Raw genomic sequence first — 16723 nt, 5'->3', positions numbered from 1 at the left:
AAGCGTCAAGTACGAAGACGTCTACCTCCACGCCTATGGCACCATGATTGAGGCCAAAGACGGCCTCACGAAGTACTTCCGTTTCTACAACCAGATCAGACCTCATCGCAGCCTTGACGGCAGAACGCCCGATGAAGCCTACTTCGGCAACCTACCGCTGCCTCTGGCAGCTTAACCATGCAGGGCTTCAATTGTCTTCAACCGAAATCTGTCCAATTAACCGGAGCCACCTCTGAATTCACTGCAATTGCCGCAGCCGTACCGCCGCGAATAAACGTGGAATATGCGAGGGTATTGCCTTGCGGGCTCAACTTGGTGAAGAAACCCGCATCCAGCCCATCTTTCGTGTATTGATACACTCCGGTGGTGACCGGATAGTTGGCACTGCTGGTTCTGCCTGCGATGTAAGCATTGCCCGTGGAATCCACCGCAATTCCCCTGCCCTCGGTCAACCCCGACCTTCCACCTAGGTAGGTGGAATACACGAGTCCTGTACCATTCGCATTGAGCTTGGTGACGAAAGCGTCCGCCGTTCCGGCCTTTCTGCTTTGATAAGCCCCTATAACTGGGTAATCTGTCGAATGCGTTTGACCGGTAATGTAGGTGTTTCCGCTAGCATCCACGGCAATGGCGTATGGAAATATAGCGCTCCCCCCTCCTACGTTGGCGGCAAAGGAAACCACTGGATCGATGACGAGTGTACGACGCGTGTCGTACGCAGCCAGTTCGAAGCGCACTTCATTGGCACGCACGACATAGCGCGCAGGGACATAAGTGCGTTGGCTGTCTTGCTCTTGGTACGCAACTGGCTGGTGCATTACCAATTCACCGGCTCCAGTGGCCAGAACGAGATCGCCGGCGGCGTTCACTTTTGCGTCCTGGTGCCCGCTTAGCTGTAGGCGAATCTTTCGAGAATCGGAGCCTGGCGCGACGATGAAATCGTGCTCCACGCGCCCCTGGTTCGCGTAGTAAATAACGTCAATGCCCGGATAGATTCCTTGCTCGCGCGCGCGTGCGAAGTTGGGCACATCGGTATAGGACTGGCTGCCACGGAAGTAATGGGTCTTAGCTTCAAGCGGGTCCACACCCTCGTAACGGCTCGCTTTGGCTGCGCCCCGGAAGTCCACGCGCACGACTGATCTCCCGGCGCTGGATTCCCCGAGCACCATGACCATGCCTTGCGGCACCAGGAAGAGTTGTTTGCCCGGCGTGCGTGCCAGGAATTTCGCTTGCGCGGGGAATTGCCCTTTGTTCGCCTCGAAGGCGAGCGGGAGATGTTGAGAGAGGTTCTCCACCGAAGGCGGGTTGTTCGCCCCGGCCATACCCGCGGTGGCACACAACAGGACAACGACACTCGTTCTAAGCGCGAGCATGTCAAAGATCTCCCCCAAGTTGGCGGCCATGCCAGTGACCGGCTATTGCTGCGTTTTCATGACCGATAAAAATAGTAGGCTACTTACCCCCCCTTGCGTCAAGCGGATTTTTGATGCGGAGGTTTTGTTATGGACCGCTGCCGTCTCGTCTCGTACAAACACAAGGCGGCGGCCACCGAGAGGTTGAGGCTCTCCACCGTGCCCAGGCGCGGAATTTCCACCAGAGCATCGCAGCGCTCGCGGGTGAGGCGGCGCAAGCCCTCGCCTTCGGCGCCGACGGCCCAGGCGATGGGGCCGGTCAAGTCCGCCTCCGAAAGTGGGGAAGCCGCCCCCAGCGCCGCGCCGAGCACCCTTACGCCGCGTTCTTGCAACTCACCGATGGTGCGCGCGAGGTTGGTGATGGTGAGATAGGGCACCGTCTCGGCCGCGCCGCTGGCCACCTTCAACACTGCGGGGGTGAGACCCACGGCTCTATCCTTGGGCGCCACCACGGCATGCGCGCCAAAGAAATCCGCGACGCGCAGACAAGCGCCCAGGTTGTGCGGGTCCGTCACGCTGTCCAGCAACAAGATGAGGGCGTCGTCTCCCGCTACATCGAGGATGTCGTCAAGATCCGCTTGTTTCGTATTCACCGTGGCACGCGCCACCACGCCTTGATGGCGCGCGCCGCCCGCCATGCCGTCCAGGCGCTGCGCCTCCATGGGCAACACTTTCACGCCTTTGGATTGGGCCAGTTCCGCGAGCGCGTTACCGCGCGCATCGCGGCGGCCTTGCTGGATGTAGATTTCGGTGACGCTCTCGGGGGCGTGCCGCAGGCGCGCGGTGACGACGTGAAAGCCGTAGATGAATTGCGTGGGTTCGCTCACGCAGAGTCTCCGAGAACGAAGTCGAGACGCGAGGTATCCAGATCCACCCGCACCAGCTTCACCCGAATGCGGTCGCCCAGGCGGTAGCTTTTGCCCGTGCGCTCGCCCAGTAACACGTGGCGGGCGGCATCGAAGCGAAAATAATCGCGGCCCAGTTCCGACACATGCACCAAGCCGTCCACGCGAGAGGCATCCAGGGTCACGAACACGCCGAAATTGGACACGCCGCTCACCATGCCCGGAAATACCTCCCCCACCTTGTCCTGCATATAGAAGCACTTCAACCAGCCCACCACTTCGCGCTCGGCCTCCGCCGCGCGGCGTTCGTGTTCCGAACACTGCACGCCCAACTGGCGCCAATCGCCCGCCTGGTAAGTTTCGCCGGCGATCACGGCCTTGATGGCGCGATGCACGAGCAGATCGGGGTAGCGCCGGATGGGCGAGGTAAAGTGCGTGTAGCGCTCATAGGCCAATCCGAAGTGGCCAAGATTCTCCGGAGTGTAGCGCGCCTGCTTGAGGGAGCGCAGCGTAACCGTTTGCAGGAAACCGCCTTCGGGGCGGCTACGCACCTTGTCCAGCGCGCGGGCAAAATCCTTCGGCTTGGGCTTCTTGCCGCCGGTTAGATCGATGCCGAACTCCGCCAAAACTCCGCGCAGATCTTCCAGCTTTTCCTCGGTGGGCCCTTCATGCACTCGGTAGAGCAGCGGTTGCTCCGCCTTTTCCAGAAACTCCGCGGTGCTGGTATTGGCCGCCAGCATGCATTCCTCGATCAGACGGTGGGCCACATTGCGTTCCAGCGGATGGATGGCCTGGATGCGGCCCTTGTCGTCGAACTCGATTTCGGTTTCAGTGCTGTCCAGATCGATGGCGCCGCGCTTCAATCTCGCATCGAGCAACGCCTCGAACACGGAACGCAGATGGCGTAGCTGGGGTTGCAATGCCCGGTCCGCGTCATCCTCCAAGCGCGCCGCGACTTCCGTATAGGTGAGGCGCGCGTGGGAGCGCATCACACCTTGAAAGAAGCGGTAATTCTCGATCGTTCCTTTCTTGTTGATGGCCATTTCGCAAGCGAGGCACAAACGGTCTTCGTTGGGCTTGAGGGAACACAACTCGTTGGACAACACCTCGGGCAGCATGGGAATTACGCGGCGCGGGAAGTAGACCGAAGTGCCACGCTCGCGCGCTTCCTCGTCCAGCGCGTCCTTGTCCTTGACGTAGTGACTCACATCGGCGATGGCGACGATGAGACGAAACCCCTTGCCGGCGGGTTCGCAGAAAACGGCGTCATCGAAATCGCGCGCATTCTCGCCATCGATGGTCACCAGGGGCAGCTCACGCAAATCCTCGCGTGTGCCGATTTCCTTCTTGCTAATGGTCTTGCCGTACTTTTTCGTAAGTTGCTCCACCTCGGCGGAAAACTCGAAGGGCAGATTGTGCTTGCGTAGAGCGATTTCGATCTCAATACCAGGATCCGTGGCGTGACCCACCACCTCCACGATGCGCCCCACGGGTTTGACGTGCGCTTCGGGCTGCTGGAGGATCTCCACCACCACCACTTCGCCAGGCTTGGCTTCCCCCACTCCCTCGGGCGGAATCAGTAAATCATGATTGATGCGGCGGTCCTCCGGTACCACGAAGTGAATTCCGCGTTCGTGGTGCAAACGCCCGACCACCGTGGCGTTGGCTCGCAAACCCACTTCCACGATCGAGGCCTCGCGTTTGCCTTGCTTGCCGGATACTTCTCGAGCCACGACCTGATCCCCGTGGAGCACCTTGCTCATTTCCCAGGGGCTCAAATAGAGATCCTCGCCGCCATTGTCCGGGACGATGAAACCGAAGCCATCGCGATGGCCGATCACCCGGCCGTGAATAAAGCCGAGCTTTTCGACCACGCACAGCGCGCCGCGCCGGTTGCGCATGATTTGCCCGTCGCGCTCCATGGCCTGCAGGCGGCGGCTGAAATGAATTTGTTCGGCCCCCGTAATGGAGAGTTTCTCCTCAAGCTCCGAGGCTTGCAGGGGCACGCCCTCGTCGGTCAGTATTTGCAGGATGAACTCGCGGCTGGGCAGCGGCGATTCATAACGGTCTTTCTCGCGGCCGAGAAAGGGATCTTTTTTTCTTAGGGAGGACTTCTTCAGTCGTTCGCTGTTAATGGTATGGGTCTCTTGAATAGTTGAAATAAATGGGTAGCCGGGCGAAATCGGGTTTGACAAACCCCCTTCGAGGCTTTAATTTTGCGCCCCCATGCCGAGATGGCGAAATTGGTAGACGCACCAGGTTCAGGTCCTGGCGGTGGCAACACTGTGGAGGTTCGAGTCCTCTTCTCGGCACCAGAAGTATAGTTGTGCGTGGTAGGTGGTCCGTGATCCGTTTTCCATCAGGAAAACGGATGGCGCATCACGATGGTCTCGTCGCGGTCCGGCCCGGTGGAAATCAAGTCGATGGGCACGCCACACACTTCTTCGAGGCGCTTCAGATAATGCCGCGCGGGCGCGGGGAGCTTGCTGTACTCCTTCACCCCCACGGTGCTGTCCGTCCAACCCGGAATCTCTTCGTAAATGGGTGTGCATTCCTCCAGCGCTTCGGCGCCCACGGGAGGCAATTGATAGGTATTACCGTTGGCTTCGTAGCCCACACCGATGCGCAAGGCTTCCATGCCGTCGAGCACGTCCAGCTTGGTCACGCATAGGCCCGACACGCCGTTGATTTGAATCGAGCGCCGAAGTGCCGCCGCGTCGAACCACCCGCAACGCCGCGGCCGCCCGGTGGTGGCGCCGAACTCCTTGCCGCGCACGCGAATTTGCGTGCCGATGGCATCGTCGAGTTCCGTCGGGAACGGCCCGGAACCCACGCGCGTGGTGTAAGCCTTCGTGATGCCCAGCACGTAGTGCAACGCTTGCGGCCCCACGCCGCAGCCCGCTGCCGCCGCGCCCGCCACGCAATTACTGGAAGTCACGTAGGGATAGGTGCCGTGATCCACGTCCAGCAGCGTGCCTTGCGCGCCCTCGAACAACAGGCGCTTGCCTTGGCGCTGGGCTTCGTGCAACAGACTCGATACATCTCCCACCATGGGGCGCAGCCGCTCCACGAACCCAAGCGTTTCTTCCAGGGTCTTATGAAAATCCACGGGCTCGGCGTGAAAATAGCGTTGCAGCACGAAGTTGTGATAATCGAGCACTTCTCCCAGCTTCGCCGCCAAGCGCTCGCGGTGAAATAGATCCTGCACACGAATGGCGCGCCGCGCCACCTTGTCCTCGTAAGCCGGGCCTATGCCGCGGCCCGTGGTGCCGATCTTGGCTTCGCCCTTGGCCGCTTCGCGCGCGCGGTCGAGCACGGCGTGATAAGGCAAGATCAAGGGGCAAGCCTCGCTGATGGTCACGCGCCCGCTCACTTCCACGTTCGCCTGTTCCAAGGTGGTAAGTTCCTCGATCAAGGCCTCGGGAGACAGCACCACGCCGTTACCGATGACGCACGCTACGCCGGGACGCAAGATGCCCGATGGAATCAGGTGCAGTACGGTCTTCTGCCCGCCAATGACCAGCGTATGCCCGGCGTTGTGGCCACCTTGAAAGCGCACCACGACGTCGGCATGATCGGTGAGCCAATCGACCACCTTGCCCTTGCCTTCATCTCCCCACTGCGTTCCGATTACGACGACGTTCTTTCCCATGGTTCCTGCCGTGCGCCTACTGTGCGTTATTTATTTTCAATGGACCATTGCCCGTTTCGTAAGACGAACTGGCGGTCACATGCGAGTTCATCGCGGTGCTGCTCGTGTCCTGGAAGGTCGGTCACTACGGTCTCGCCTCGCCCTCGCGCCTGCTCGATGAACGCCGCCAGGGCCGCGTCACCGGGCCTATAGGGGGCCAGCACGGCACGGCGCTCGGCGGCGAGAGGCGACACCGAAGCTATTTCCCGCAGATCCATGCTAAAGCCCGTGGCCGCGCGCGCGCGCCCAAAGGCCACGCCCACCTGGTCGTAGCGCCCGCCAAGAGCCAGCGCATTCGGATAGCCCGCCGTATAGGCGGCGAACACTACCCCGCTATGATAGTGATAGCCACGCAGTTCCGCGAGGTCCACGCGTACTTCGGGAACCACGGGGCTCAGCGCCACGCACAACTGTTCCAGTTGGGCAAGCGCGCCGTGGACCTCCGGCAAGGCCGGGAGTTGTTGCCGCGCAATCTTCAAAACGCTGGCATCGCCGTAGAGCGCGGGCAAGCGCAAGAACGCGTCCTTGAGTTTTTGCTCCACGTTCGCCAAAAGGTCCCTGATCTGGGGAACGTCCTTAGATTGAAGGGCTTGGAACAATTCGATTTCGCGTTCCCGCTCCAGACGAGCAGCCTGCGCCAAGGCGCGAAATATTGCGACGTGGCCAAGGTCCAGATGCAGATCGCCAACTCCCGCGCCCTCCAGCGCGTGCACCATCAGCGTCTGAATCTCGATATCGCTTTCCACGCCTTGGTGCCCGTAGATTTCGGCGCCGATTTGTATGGGTTCGCGAGTTCTTCCCAAACCAGAGGGTTGCGTGTGCAATACGCTCCCGGTATAGCACAAGCGCGAGATACCCTGGCGGTTGAGCAGATGTGCATCGATGCGAGCCACTTGCGGCGTGATGTCGGCGCGAACGCCAAGCATGCGGCCGCTCAATTGGTCCACCAGCTTGAAAGTTCTCAGGTCAAGATCGTAGCCCGTTCCCGTCAGCAGCGATTCGATATGCTCCAGGAGCGGCGGGATCACCAACTCGTAGCCATGGACCGAGAACAAATCCAGGATGCGCCGGCGCAGAAGCTCCAGTTTCGCGGCTTCGCGCGGAAGCAAGTCCTCGATGTGCTCAGGCAATATCCAGTGACGCATGACTCACCCGCCGCGCGCGAGCAGCAGTATCAGCAGCCCGGCGATCATGGAAGTCAATCCTACAAACCGCAATTGCCCATCGGACAATGCGATCAGTTTGCGAAAGGTATCGCGCCACATGGCGGGCACCAAAAAAGGCAGAACACCTTCCAGAACGAGCAACAATGCCAGGGCGCTAAGCAGGGAATCTCGCATTACCTGGCGGGAAGATCACCGGCCAGACCGGCCACCCGCGCCTTTCATGAAGCGGAAGAACTCCGAATTGGGCTCCAAAACCATGACGTCGTTCTTGCTCTTGAAGCTTTGCTTGTACGCTTCGAGGCTACGGTAAAAGGCGTAAAACTCGGGTTGGTCTTGGAATGCGTTGGCGTAAATGGCCGCGGCCTTGCCGTCGCCCTCGCCCTTGATGCGCTGCGCGTCGCGGTAGGCTTCGGCCACGATGACTTCGCGCTGCTTATCCGCATCCGCCCGAATGCGCTCCGATTCGGCGTAACCTTGGGAGCGCAATTCGTTGGCAACGCGCTTGCGTTCGGCTTCCATGCGGCGGTAGACCGCGTCGCTGACTTCCTGCGGGAGATCCACGCGCTTCAAGCGCACGTCGAGCACTTGCACGCCGATCTTGCGTGCATCGGCGTCAGCCTTCTCGCGCATGAGTTCCATGATCTTATCGCGCTCGCCCGACACCACGTCGTGGATGGTGCGCTTGCCAAACTCTTCCCGCAAGCTGCTGTTCACCGTTTGGGAAAGGCGGATACGGGCACGGGCCTCATCGCCGTCCACGCTCTTGTAATACTCCAGCACGTCGACGATGCGCCACTTGACGAAGGAATCCACCAGGACGTTTTTCTTCTCCGAGGTGATGAAACGCTCGGGGTCATCCGCATCCAGGGTGAGGATGCGGGTATCGAAGAAACGCACGTTATCGAGCAATGGGATCTTGAAGGCAATACCGGGCTCCTTGATGACTTTAATGGTTTCGCCCAAGCGAAATACGATGGCGTTCTGGCGCTGGTCGACGGAGAAGATACCCAGGCTCAGGACGATCAAGACAACGATGACCACGGCGGCCACTGGACCAAAGCTACGTTTCATGGCCGCGACTCCCGGTCACGGTTTCTAAAGGCATCCCTGGAGCGCGGAAGCAATTCCACATTGGGCGGCGTACTTGCCGCCGCCTCTGGAACCGGAGTGCCGTCGCCCAGAACCGCGCCGTTGCCCGATGCGGACATCTGCATGATCTTATCCAAGGGCAGGTACAGCAGGCTGCCCGCTTTCTGATCGACGATAATCTTGGTGGTGCTGGACATGACTTGTTGCATGGCGTCGATATAGAGGCGGTCTCGCGTCACGCCGGGCGCGCGTTTGTACTCCGCCGCCACCGCGCGAAAGCGCGAGGCTTCACCCTCGGCGTTGGCGATTACGCGCTGCTTATGTCCTTCCGCTTCTTGCAACAGGCGCGAGGCACTGCCGCGCGCCTTGGGCACCACGTCGTTGGCGTAGGCCTGGCCCTCGTTTTTCTGCCGCTCGCGATCTTGGTTGGCCTTCACGGCATCGTCGAAGGCGGCTTGCACCTGCTCGGGAGGTTGCGCCTGTTGCATGGTGACCTGGCTGATGCTCACACCCGTGCCATACCGGTCGAGGATGGATTGCATGAGCGTCTTGATGTTTAGCGCAATCTGCTCGCGCCCCTCGTAGAGCGCGAAATCCATCTTGCTTTTGCCCACCACTTCGCGAATGGCGGATTCCGCGATTTGCCGCACGGTTTCCTGGTCGGCATCGCGGTTGTTGAAAAGGAATGCGATGGGATCCTTGAGGGTGTATTGAACGGCGAACTCCATGTCGATGATGTTCTCGTCGTCCGTGAGCATTAGGGATTCTTTCAGCGACTTGTTCTTGTCGCTGTTGCGGTATCCCACTTCCACGGTTCGGACTTGGGACAGATTCACCAACTCGACGCTCTCGATGGGATAGGGAAGATGCCAGCGCGGGCCTTCCTGCTTGGTCTCCACGTACTTCCCGAAGCGCAGCACCACGCCGCGCTGGCTGGGATTCACGATATAGAAACCGCTGCCCAGCCAGATAATGACAAGCAGCGCGGCGAGAAGACCGACCCCTCCGCCGAATCGCTTGAAATCGGCCGGCCCGCCGCTAGGCGGACGGGGGCCCTTGCCTCCGAACAGCCCGCCGAATTTTTCGCGCAATCGGTTGAAGAGCTCGTCCAGATCGGGAGGCCCGTCGCCACCGCGACGGCCCCACTGTGGATCGTTAGGAGCCATTAATAGTGTTTGAAAAAAGAAGCGTGGGAAAAGACACGTGGGAATAAAAAGCGGTTGGAATAAAAGCGGATTGATTTAGGCACGAATGGCGCGGCCGCCGAAATGGTTGGCGTTGTCACGACAGCACCGCCGCCGGGGATTCCGCCTCACGCATACGAGGGAGCGGCACTTGTTCTTCAATGGCCGCACGCAACATATCGATGCCTTCGCCAGTCCGGGCACTTACGCGAACGCGCGAAATGCTACCATACTCGTCTCGCTCCAATGCGCTCGTGAGCCCCGCCGCGTCGATCTTGTTGTGCACCATGATTTGAGGAATTTCGCCCGCCCCAATTTCGGCGAGGACGCCGTTCACCTGTTCGATCTGGCCCGCGAATCCGGCATTGGCCGCATCCACCACGTGCAACAAAAGATCGGCGCGCGCGGTTTCTTCCAATGTCGCGCGAAAGGCGGCGACCAGCGTATGCGGCAGGTCGCGGATGAATCCCACCGTATCGGATAACACCAGGTGCCGGCGGCTGGGAAACACCAGCCGCCGGCTGGTGGTATCCACCGTGGCGAACAACTGGTCGGCCGCGTAGGCTTTCGATTTGGTCAGGCGGTTGAATAAAGTGGATTTGCCCGCGTTGGTGTAACCCACCACGGAAACGCTAAACACCTTGTTGCGGCTGCGCGCCCGGCGTTGCACGTCGTGCTGCTTGCGCACGGTGGCGATGCGGTCCTTGAGAATTTTCACGCGCTTTCCGATAAGGCGGCGGTCAGTCTCCAACTGGGTTTCGCCAGGCCCGCGCAGTCCGATACCGCCTTGCTGGCGTTCCAAGTGGGTCCAGCCGCGTACCAACCGCGTGGATAAATGGGTGAGTTGCGCCAATTCGACCTGCAGCTTGCCTTCATGGCTGCGGGCACGCTGGGCGAAGATATCCAATATGAGGGCTACGCGATCCACCACGCGGCATTTGAGGGCCTCCTCGAGGTTTCGTTCCTGAGCGGGCGACAACACGTGGTTGAAGATCACCACGTTCGCGCCCGTCTCGCGCGCGGCATCCGCGATTTCTTGCACCTTGCCGCTGCCCGCGAAGGTAGCCGCGTCGATTCGCGACCTGCGCCCCGATAGGGTTCCGAGCACCGTGAGCCCCGCGCTCACGGCGAGCAACTGGAGTTCGTCGCGGCTCAAGGAAAATCCCGGATCTCCCAGATCCATGGCCACGAGCAAGGCCTTCTCGCCCGCGCGCGGCCGCTCAATCATGGGACTCCGCCAGACTCAACGTACCCCGGAGCAGGGCAAGGACCACCCAAATATTACTCAGTGGCTTGCTCTAGATTCAGACTGACGGGCCGGGCGGGAACCACGGTGGAGATGGCGTGTTTATAAACCATTTGCGTCACCGTATTTTTAAGCAGCACGACGTACTGGTCGAAGGACTCGATTTGCCCTTGTAGCTTGATGCCATTCACCAGGTAGATCGATACCGGAACGTGCTCTTTTCGCAGCGTGTTCAAGAACGGGTCTTGTAATAATTGCCCCTTGCCGCTCATGGTGCCTCCATGCTTGTCTTAGGTTGTTTTCACTTTCCCACCGCCAATATAGTCGGCACGGTGGTCCGGCGCAATTCAAAATTGCGCGCACCGCACTCTACGCCACATTTTGGCCTCGGTATATCGTGCCGCACGCTAAATGATATCCGCATGAGAGCATCATAATCTAGTGTAATTGTTTAGTCGCGCTCGGCGTAAGGGTTGTGCCCGGTTTTGAATTCGATGCGAACGGGGGTACCTTCCAATTCGAAGGCCTTGGTGAACACCCGTTGCAGGTAGCGCTTATAGGTCTCTGGCAACCGGTCCAAGGCATTGCCGTGCAGGACGATGAGGGGCGGATTGGAACCCCCTTGGTGAGCATAGCGCGGTTTGGGCCGCACCATTCCCGCGCGCGGCGGGGCCTGGCGCAGCACGGCGTTATTCAAGGTCTTGGTGAGCTTCGGAGTGGAAAGTTTCAGCGTCGCCGAGGCATACGCTTTTGCCACGGACGCCATCATGGGGACCAGCCCCTTGGCATTTTTCGCGGAAATGTAATGCACCTTGGCGAAGTCGAGGAAACCGAGCTTACGCTCCAACTCGCGCTTGATGCGCGCTTGGTCCTCGGCACTCGCGAAATCCCACTTATTGACGGCCACGACCACGGCCCGCCCCGTTTCGAGCACATACCCCGCGAGGCTCGCATCCTGGTCGGACACCTCGCGGCTGGCGTCGAGCACCAACACCACGACATTGGCGTCCTCGATGGACTGGAGGGTCTTGATGACGGAGAACTTCTCAACCAGATCGGACACCTTGCCGCGCCGACGCACCCCGGCGGTATCGATCAGCGTATAGGGCCGCCCGCGCCACTCGAAATCGATGTAAATGCTGTCGCGGGTGGTGCCGGGTTCGTCGAAGGCGATGACGCGCTCCTCCCCTAGGATGGCATTGACCAGAGTGGATTTGCCCACGTTGGGGCGCCCGGCGATGGCGATACGCGGACTCCTGGGCTCGTCGCTACCGGCTTCGGCCGCCTCGGCCGGAAAACTTTCGAGTGCCCATTCCATGAGCTCTCGCACGCCTTGGCCATGAGCCGCCGAGACCGGAATGACGTCGCTTAATCCCAGCTCATGAAATTCGGCGCTAGCCTGGGCAGGATCCAAACCTTCCGCCTTGTTGGCCACGAGAATGACTTTCCTGCCACTGCGCCTGACCTGCAGTGCGATGGCGCGGTCACCGTGGGTCAATCCTGCCCTGGCGTCCACCACGAACAGCAAGACGTCCGCCTCATCCATGGCCAGTTGCGCCTGGCGCGCCATCTCCTGGAACACGCCTTCGGTGCTATCGGGCTGGATACCGCCCGTATCCACCACCACGAAGGCCCGGCCCGCGGCGTTACCACGGCCGTAATGGCGGTCGCGGGTCAGCCCAGCTACTTCGGCGACGATGGCGTCGCGGGTTCGCGTCAGGCGGTTAAAGAGGGTGGACTTGCCCACATTAGGGCGGCCCACGATCACGAAGGTGGGCTTCACTGAAGGGTGAACGCGGTCAGATCGCCGTCGCTGGATTGCACCACCACCGATTGCCCGGTGGATACCGGCGCCGCGATTATGGGATCGCCATCCGCTCGAAGACGCGCCTCCAGCGCGCCATCCTGAGTGTTGAGCACGTGCACATAACCCTCGAAATCGGCGACTATCAAATGGGCGCCCATGACAAGAGGCGCCGTCAAATGGCGCCCGAAGAGTTTTTCCTGTTTCCATAGCACCCCGCCGCTTTCACGTTCGTAGGCGTACACGCGGCTGTGATCATCCACCAGATAGACCGCCTTGTCATCGCCCGCCAGGCGCTGGGCCGACGAGGCTTCGCGGGACCATAGACCCGCCCCCTTGGCGAGATCGAAGCAACCCACCCTGCCCTGGTAGCTCGCCACGCAGGCAAGCGAACGGTCGCGCAGGGGTTCGCCGGACACGTCCGCGATGCGCTCGATCTCGTTATCCCCTCGGGGCACGGCAATGCTGGCCTCCCACAACTGCACGCCATCGTTCACGCGCAGCGCCACGACCTTCCCGCCTGGCAACCCCGCGAACACATGTTCTTGCTCCAGACTTACACTGGCCTCCGTGCGCAGGATCAGCGCGGGCAGCACGCTTTGATATTCCCACTTGCGCACCCCGTCCGCCGCGCTCAGGCCGAAAATTTTGCCATCGCCACTGCGCACGATCACCCAGGATTCGTTGGCAGCCGGCGGCGCCAAGACCTCGCTCGTCACCATGGCGCTCCACTTGGTTTTCCCGTCGAAACCAAAGGCCAAAATCTTTCCCTTCGCGGTCCCCACTAGCACCAGTCCGCCTCCAATGCCCACACCTGCGGAAATGGGCTCCTTGGTATCCATCTTCCACTTGGTTTTTCCGTTGGCGCCATCCATCCTCATGATGCGGCCCTTGCTATCGGCGGCAAATATGTCGCCTTCGGCGCTGGCGGGGCTCAAGTTGTAAGTCTTTCCTGCCCTGACGTCATTGGTCCAGAGTTTCTTGGCGCGCACAGTCTGCGGAAAATCCTTCAGTGCCGCCGGCTTAATGGGTGGATCGGAACTGCAAGCCACCAGCAGGCATACACTTAAGAACATGACCCCGCGGGCGAGGCTCACGGCCAATCTCAAGGGTGGCCTCCCAAGTCGTCGAGCTTCACCTGTATCACGGGACGATAGGCGTTATCCGGAGGCGACTTTTCCAACGCAAGCTTATAGGCGGTGCGCGCATCGCCGGGCTTGCCCTGGGCCACCAGGACATCGCCACGCGCATCGGCAAATAGCGCGCCGAAACTTTCCGGATGTTTTTCGTTCAATTGCGCCAGCGCCGCGTCGTAATTCTTTTCGTCGAGCAGAATACCTGCCCAGCGCAGGCGCGCGACGGCACGTAGTTCCTCGTCCTTCGAGTTGTCCACGACCCACTTCAACTGAGCGGCGGCACTCTTGAGGTCGCCCGCCTCGAAGCTCGCTTTCGCGGCTGCAAGCGCCGCCATGGCGGCGTAGCCAGTCGATGCATAGCTCTCCGAAATATGACCGGCGACTTCGCGTACTTTCTTGGCATCGTTGTCGCGCACCGCCTGTTCGAGCTGGGCATAGACTTCGCCCGCCTTAACCGTCTGGGTGTTACGCCAATAGCGATACCCTTGCGTACCCGCCGCGGCCAGCGCCACCACCATCAGCCCTCCCGCCACGTAATGGCCTTGGCGCTTCCACCAAGACTTCAGCGAATCCAGCGTTTCTTGCTCTTCCAGATCGTATACCGCCATGTAGGCTCCTTATTCTTGGGCAAGAAGGGCAATGGCCTCCTCCACCCGTAGCGATAGTTGCTCGCGTGCTTCCCGAAGGGTTTTCACGCTTACCCGTTCTTGCGCCACTTCGTCTTCCCCCAGGATGAAGGCGTAGCGTGCGCCGCTCCCATCCGCGCGCTTCATTTGCGACTTGAAACTGCCGCCGCCGCAGTGAAGCACAACCGAGATGCCATTGTCGCGTAGTTTCTCGGCCAGGGTCCAAGCGCGTTCCTCGGCCCCGCTGCCGGCGTGCACCAAGTAGACCGAAGGTGCCCATGGCGCGGGTGGCTTGCCAAACTCCTCCAGCAAAGCCAACAAACGCTCGACCCCCATGGCGAACCCGCAAGCGGGGGTTTCCTTGCCGCCAATCTGCGTGACCAAGCCATCGTAGCGCCCGCCGGCACACACAGCGGATTGCGCACCCAGCCGGTCCGTCACCCATTCGTAGACTGCGTCATTGTAGTAATCCAAGCCGCGCACCAGACGCGGATCGATATCGTGGGCTACCCCCGCTGCCCGCAGCAGTCCTTGCAGTTGCTCGAAAGCTTGCAGCGAGGGCTCGTCCAGATCGTCGAGGAGGCGCGGCGCCTCGCGGATGATGGGTTCCATCGCCGGGTTCTTGCTGTCCAGCACGCGCAGCGGATTGCGGTGCAGGCGGCGGCGCGAATCCTCGTCCAGCGCGCTTTCATGGGTTTGCAGGTATTGCGTCAAACGGGCGCGGTAGCGGGCGCGTGCTTGGGCACTCCCCAGAGTGTTGATCTGCAACCGCAATCCTTCGATACCGAGGCGTGCCCATAAGCGCGCCGCCATCACCATGTGTTCGGCGTCCACGTCTGGGCCCGTGAGTCCCACGGCTTCCACGCCTACCTGGTGAAATTGGCGGTAGCGTCCCTTCTGCGGGCGCTCGTGGCGAAACATGGGGCCGGTGTAATACAGGCGCTGCGGCCCGGTGTGCAGGAGGTTGTGCTGCACGACGGCCCGCATGCAAGAGGCGGTTCCCTCCGGGCGCAGAGTCAGGCCTTCACCGTTCAGTTGGTCGGTAAAGCTATACATCTCCTTCTCGACGATGTCGGTCACCTCGCCGATGGAGCGCACGAAGAGCTCTGTTTTCTCCAGGATGGGCATGCGGATTTGGCGGTAACCATATCCTCGCAGCCAATCGCGCACGGTGTCGCCGAAAAACTCCCAAAGGTGTGCCTCTCCGGGGAGCACATCGCTCATGCCCCGAATGGCCTGGATGGTCTGAGTCATGGTCCTAAGATCGCGTCAAACGCCGAAAGGCTCCGCCTCTTTCGCGATTTTGGCGTAGCGGCGCTCGATGTAACGGCTGACTATCGCCTGAAATTCCTCGGCGATACGATCGCCTTTCAGCGTCACGGTTCTCTTTCCGTCCTCGAAGACGGGGGCCACCGGCTGTTCACCGGAGCCCGGTAGGCTGATGCCAATATCGGCCTGCTTGCTCTCTCCCGGGCCGTTCACCACGCAGCCCATCACCGCCACCCGCAACTCCTCCACGCCTTGATAACGCGAGCGCCACGAGGGCATCTGAGCCCGCAGCCAGACCTGGATGGAATCGGCGAGTTCCTGAAAGTAGCTGCTGGTGGTTCTGCCGCAGCCCGGACAGGCCGTCACCAAGGGGGTAAAGGAGCGAATTCCCATGGTTTGCAGGATTTCCTGCGCCACGATCACTTCCCGCGTTCGGTCGCCTCCGGGTTCGGGGGTCAAGGACACGCGTATGGTGTCTCCGATCCCCTCTTGCAGCAACACGGCAAGGGCTGCCGTGGACGCCACGATCCCCTTGGAACCCATGCCGGCCTCGGTCAAGCCAAGATGCAAAGCGTAATCGCAGCGCCGCGCCAACTCCCGGTAGACCTTGATGAGGTCTTGCACGTCGCTCACCTTGCAGGAGATGACGATGCGATCTCCCGCGAGCCCCAGCTTCTCGGCCCGCTGGGCGCTGCCGATGGCGGATACCACCAGGGCTTCACGCATGACGGTCTTCGCGTCCAGGGGCCGCGAGGCGCGTGCGTTCCCGTCCATCATGCGCGCCAGGAGCTCTTGATCCAGGCTGCCCCAGTTCACTCCGATGCGCACCGGCTTCCCGTAGCGGCAGGCGAGTTCAACCAACATGGAAAAATGCTCGTCGTGCTTCGCGCCACGCCCTACGTTACCCGGGTTGATGCGGTACTTGTCCAAGACTTGCGCGCAACCCGGATAGTCAGTGAGGAGTTTGTGCCCGTTGTAATGAAAGTCTCCCACCAAGGGAACCCGCAGGTTCATGGCCGCCAAGCGGTTGTAGAGGTTCTCCACCTGGCTCGCCGCCTCGGGAGAATTGACGGTGATGCGCACAAGCTGCGAACCCGCCCGCGCAAGAGCCGCTACCTGCGCCGCGGTGGCTGCCGCATTGGCGGTATCCGTGTTGGTCATGGACTGCACCACGATGGGCGCCATCCCTCCCATGGTCACTGACCCGACGGCGACTTGGCGGGTATGCCTGCGAACAATCATGGTTGCGGATTGC

At 60.9% G+C, this 16723-nt stretch carries 16 protein-coding genes and 1 tRNA gene; 2 read left to right on the top strand and 15 right to left on the bottom strand.

All coding sequences use genetic code 11. The features are described from left to right. Positions 1-175 (top strand): IS3 family transposase (locus EXR36_07530; protein ID MSQ59483.1); only part of this gene is annotated, 175 nt, incomplete at its 5' end. Positions 176-197: 22 nt separating this feature from the next. Here the strand turns inward: EXR36_07530 and EXR36_07525 are convergent. The 3 genes from EXR36_07525 to rnr form a co-directional block, all read right to left on the bottom strand. Next, positions 198-1403, bottom strand: a complete 1206-nt coding sequence (locus EXR36_07525; protein MSQ59482.1) for a hypothetical protein — start codon at positions 1401-1403, stop codon at positions 198-200. A gap of 68 nt (positions 1404-1471) precedes the next feature. Further along, positions 1472-2239: a 23S rRNA (guanosine(2251)-2'-O)-methyltransferase RlmB gene (gene rlmB, locus EXR36_07520; GenBank protein ID MSQ59481.1), complete on the bottom strand. Its 768-nt coding sequence runs from the start codon at positions 2237-2239 to the stop codon at positions 1472-1474. Then, positions 2236-4410 carry a ribonuclease R gene (gene rnr / locus EXR36_07515; protein MSQ59480.1) on the bottom strand — a complete coding sequence of 725 codons (2175 nt, stop codon included), beginning with the start codon at positions 4408-4410 and terminating at the stop codon, positions 2236-2238. The genes rlmB and rnr overlap by 4 nt, the downstream gene beginning before the upstream one ends. A 75-nt stretch (positions 4411-4485) precedes the next feature. Here rnr and EXR36_07510 point away from each other — a divergent pair. Beyond that, positions 4486-4572: transfer RNA gene (locus tag EXR36_07510), tRNA-Leu, on the top strand. Positions 4573-4616: 44 nt separating this feature from the next. Here EXR36_07510 and EXR36_07505 read toward each other — a convergent pair. From EXR36_07505 to EXR36_07450, 12 genes are all read right to left on the bottom strand, one after another. Continuing rightward, positions 4617-5909: an adenylosuccinate synthase gene (locus EXR36_07505; protein ID MSQ59479.1), complete on the bottom strand. Its 1293-nt coding sequence runs from the start codon at positions 5907-5909 to the stop codon at positions 4617-4619. Between the two features lie 26 nt (positions 5910-5935). Continuing rightward, positions 5936-7093, bottom strand: a complete 1158-nt coding sequence (locus EXR36_07500; GenBank protein MSQ59478.1) for an ATP phosphoribosyltransferase regulatory subunit — start codon at positions 7091-7093, stop codon at positions 5936-5938. Positions 7094-7096: 3 nt separating this feature from the next. Next, entirely contained in the window at positions 7097-7288 is a 192-nt protein-coding gene (locus tag EXR36_07495) for a DUF2065 domain-containing protein (GenBank protein MSQ59477.1), read from the bottom strand. A 15-nt stretch (positions 7289-7303) separates the two neighbouring features. Further along, complete coding sequence (gene hflC, locus EXR36_07490) at positions 7304-8185, bottom strand: protease modulator HflC (protein MSQ59476.1); 882 nt, start codon at positions 8183-8185, stop codon at positions 7304-7306. After that, positions 8182-9369: an FtsH protease activity modulator HflK gene (hflK, locus tag EXR36_07485; protein ID MSQ59475.1), complete on the bottom strand. Its 1188-nt coding sequence runs from the start codon at positions 9367-9369 to the stop codon at positions 8182-8184. The genes hflC and hflK overlap by 4 nt, the downstream gene beginning before the upstream one ends. Positions 9370-9484: 115 nt before the next feature. Beyond that, positions 9485-10615, bottom strand: a complete 1131-nt coding sequence (gene hflX / locus EXR36_07480) for a GTPase HflX (GenBank protein ID MSQ59474.1) — start codon at positions 10613-10615, stop codon at positions 9485-9487. Between the two features lie 53 nt (positions 10616-10668). Further along, positions 10669-10905: an RNA chaperone Hfq gene (locus tag EXR36_07475; protein ID MSQ59473.1), complete on the bottom strand. Its 237-nt coding sequence runs from the start codon at positions 10903-10905 to the stop codon at positions 10669-10671. Positions 10906-11084: 179 nt separating this feature from the next. Further along, positions 11085-12416, bottom strand: a complete 1332-nt coding sequence (gene der, locus EXR36_07470) for a ribosome biogenesis GTPase Der (protein MSQ59472.1) — start codon at positions 12414-12416, stop codon at positions 11085-11087. Next, entirely contained in the window at positions 12413-13534 is a 1122-nt protein-coding gene (gene bamB, locus EXR36_07465) for an outer membrane protein assembly factor BamB (GenBank protein MSQ59471.1), read from the bottom strand. Before bamB ends, der begins: the two co-directional genes overlap by 4 nt. A gap of 8 nt (positions 13535-13542) precedes the next feature. Beyond that, on the bottom strand, positions 13543-14181 hold the full coding sequence (locus EXR36_07460; protein MSQ59470.1) for a tetratricopeptide repeat protein: 639 nt from the start codon (positions 14179-14181) through the stop codon (positions 13543-13545). A gap of 9 nt (positions 14182-14190) precedes the next feature. Then, positions 14191-15453, bottom strand: a complete 1263-nt coding sequence (locus tag EXR36_07455; protein ID MSQ59469.1) for a histidine--tRNA ligase — start codon at positions 15451-15453, stop codon at positions 14191-14193. Between the two features lie 15 nt (positions 15454-15468). Next, positions 15469-16710 (bottom strand): flavodoxin-dependent (E)-4-hydroxy-3-methylbut-2-enyl-diphosphate synthase, encoded by a 1242-nt coding sequence (locus tag EXR36_07450; GenBank protein MSQ59468.1) that lies wholly within the window; start codon positions 16708-16710, stop codon positions 15469-15471. Positions 16711-16723: the final 13 nt, after the last annotated feature.

The sequence above is a fragment of the Betaproteobacteria bacterium genome, assembly GCA_009693245.1.
GTDB lineage: Bacteria > Pseudomonadota > Gammaproteobacteria > Burkholderiales > SHXO01 > SHXO01.
This window is presented reverse-complemented; position numbering and strand designations above follow the sequence as displayed.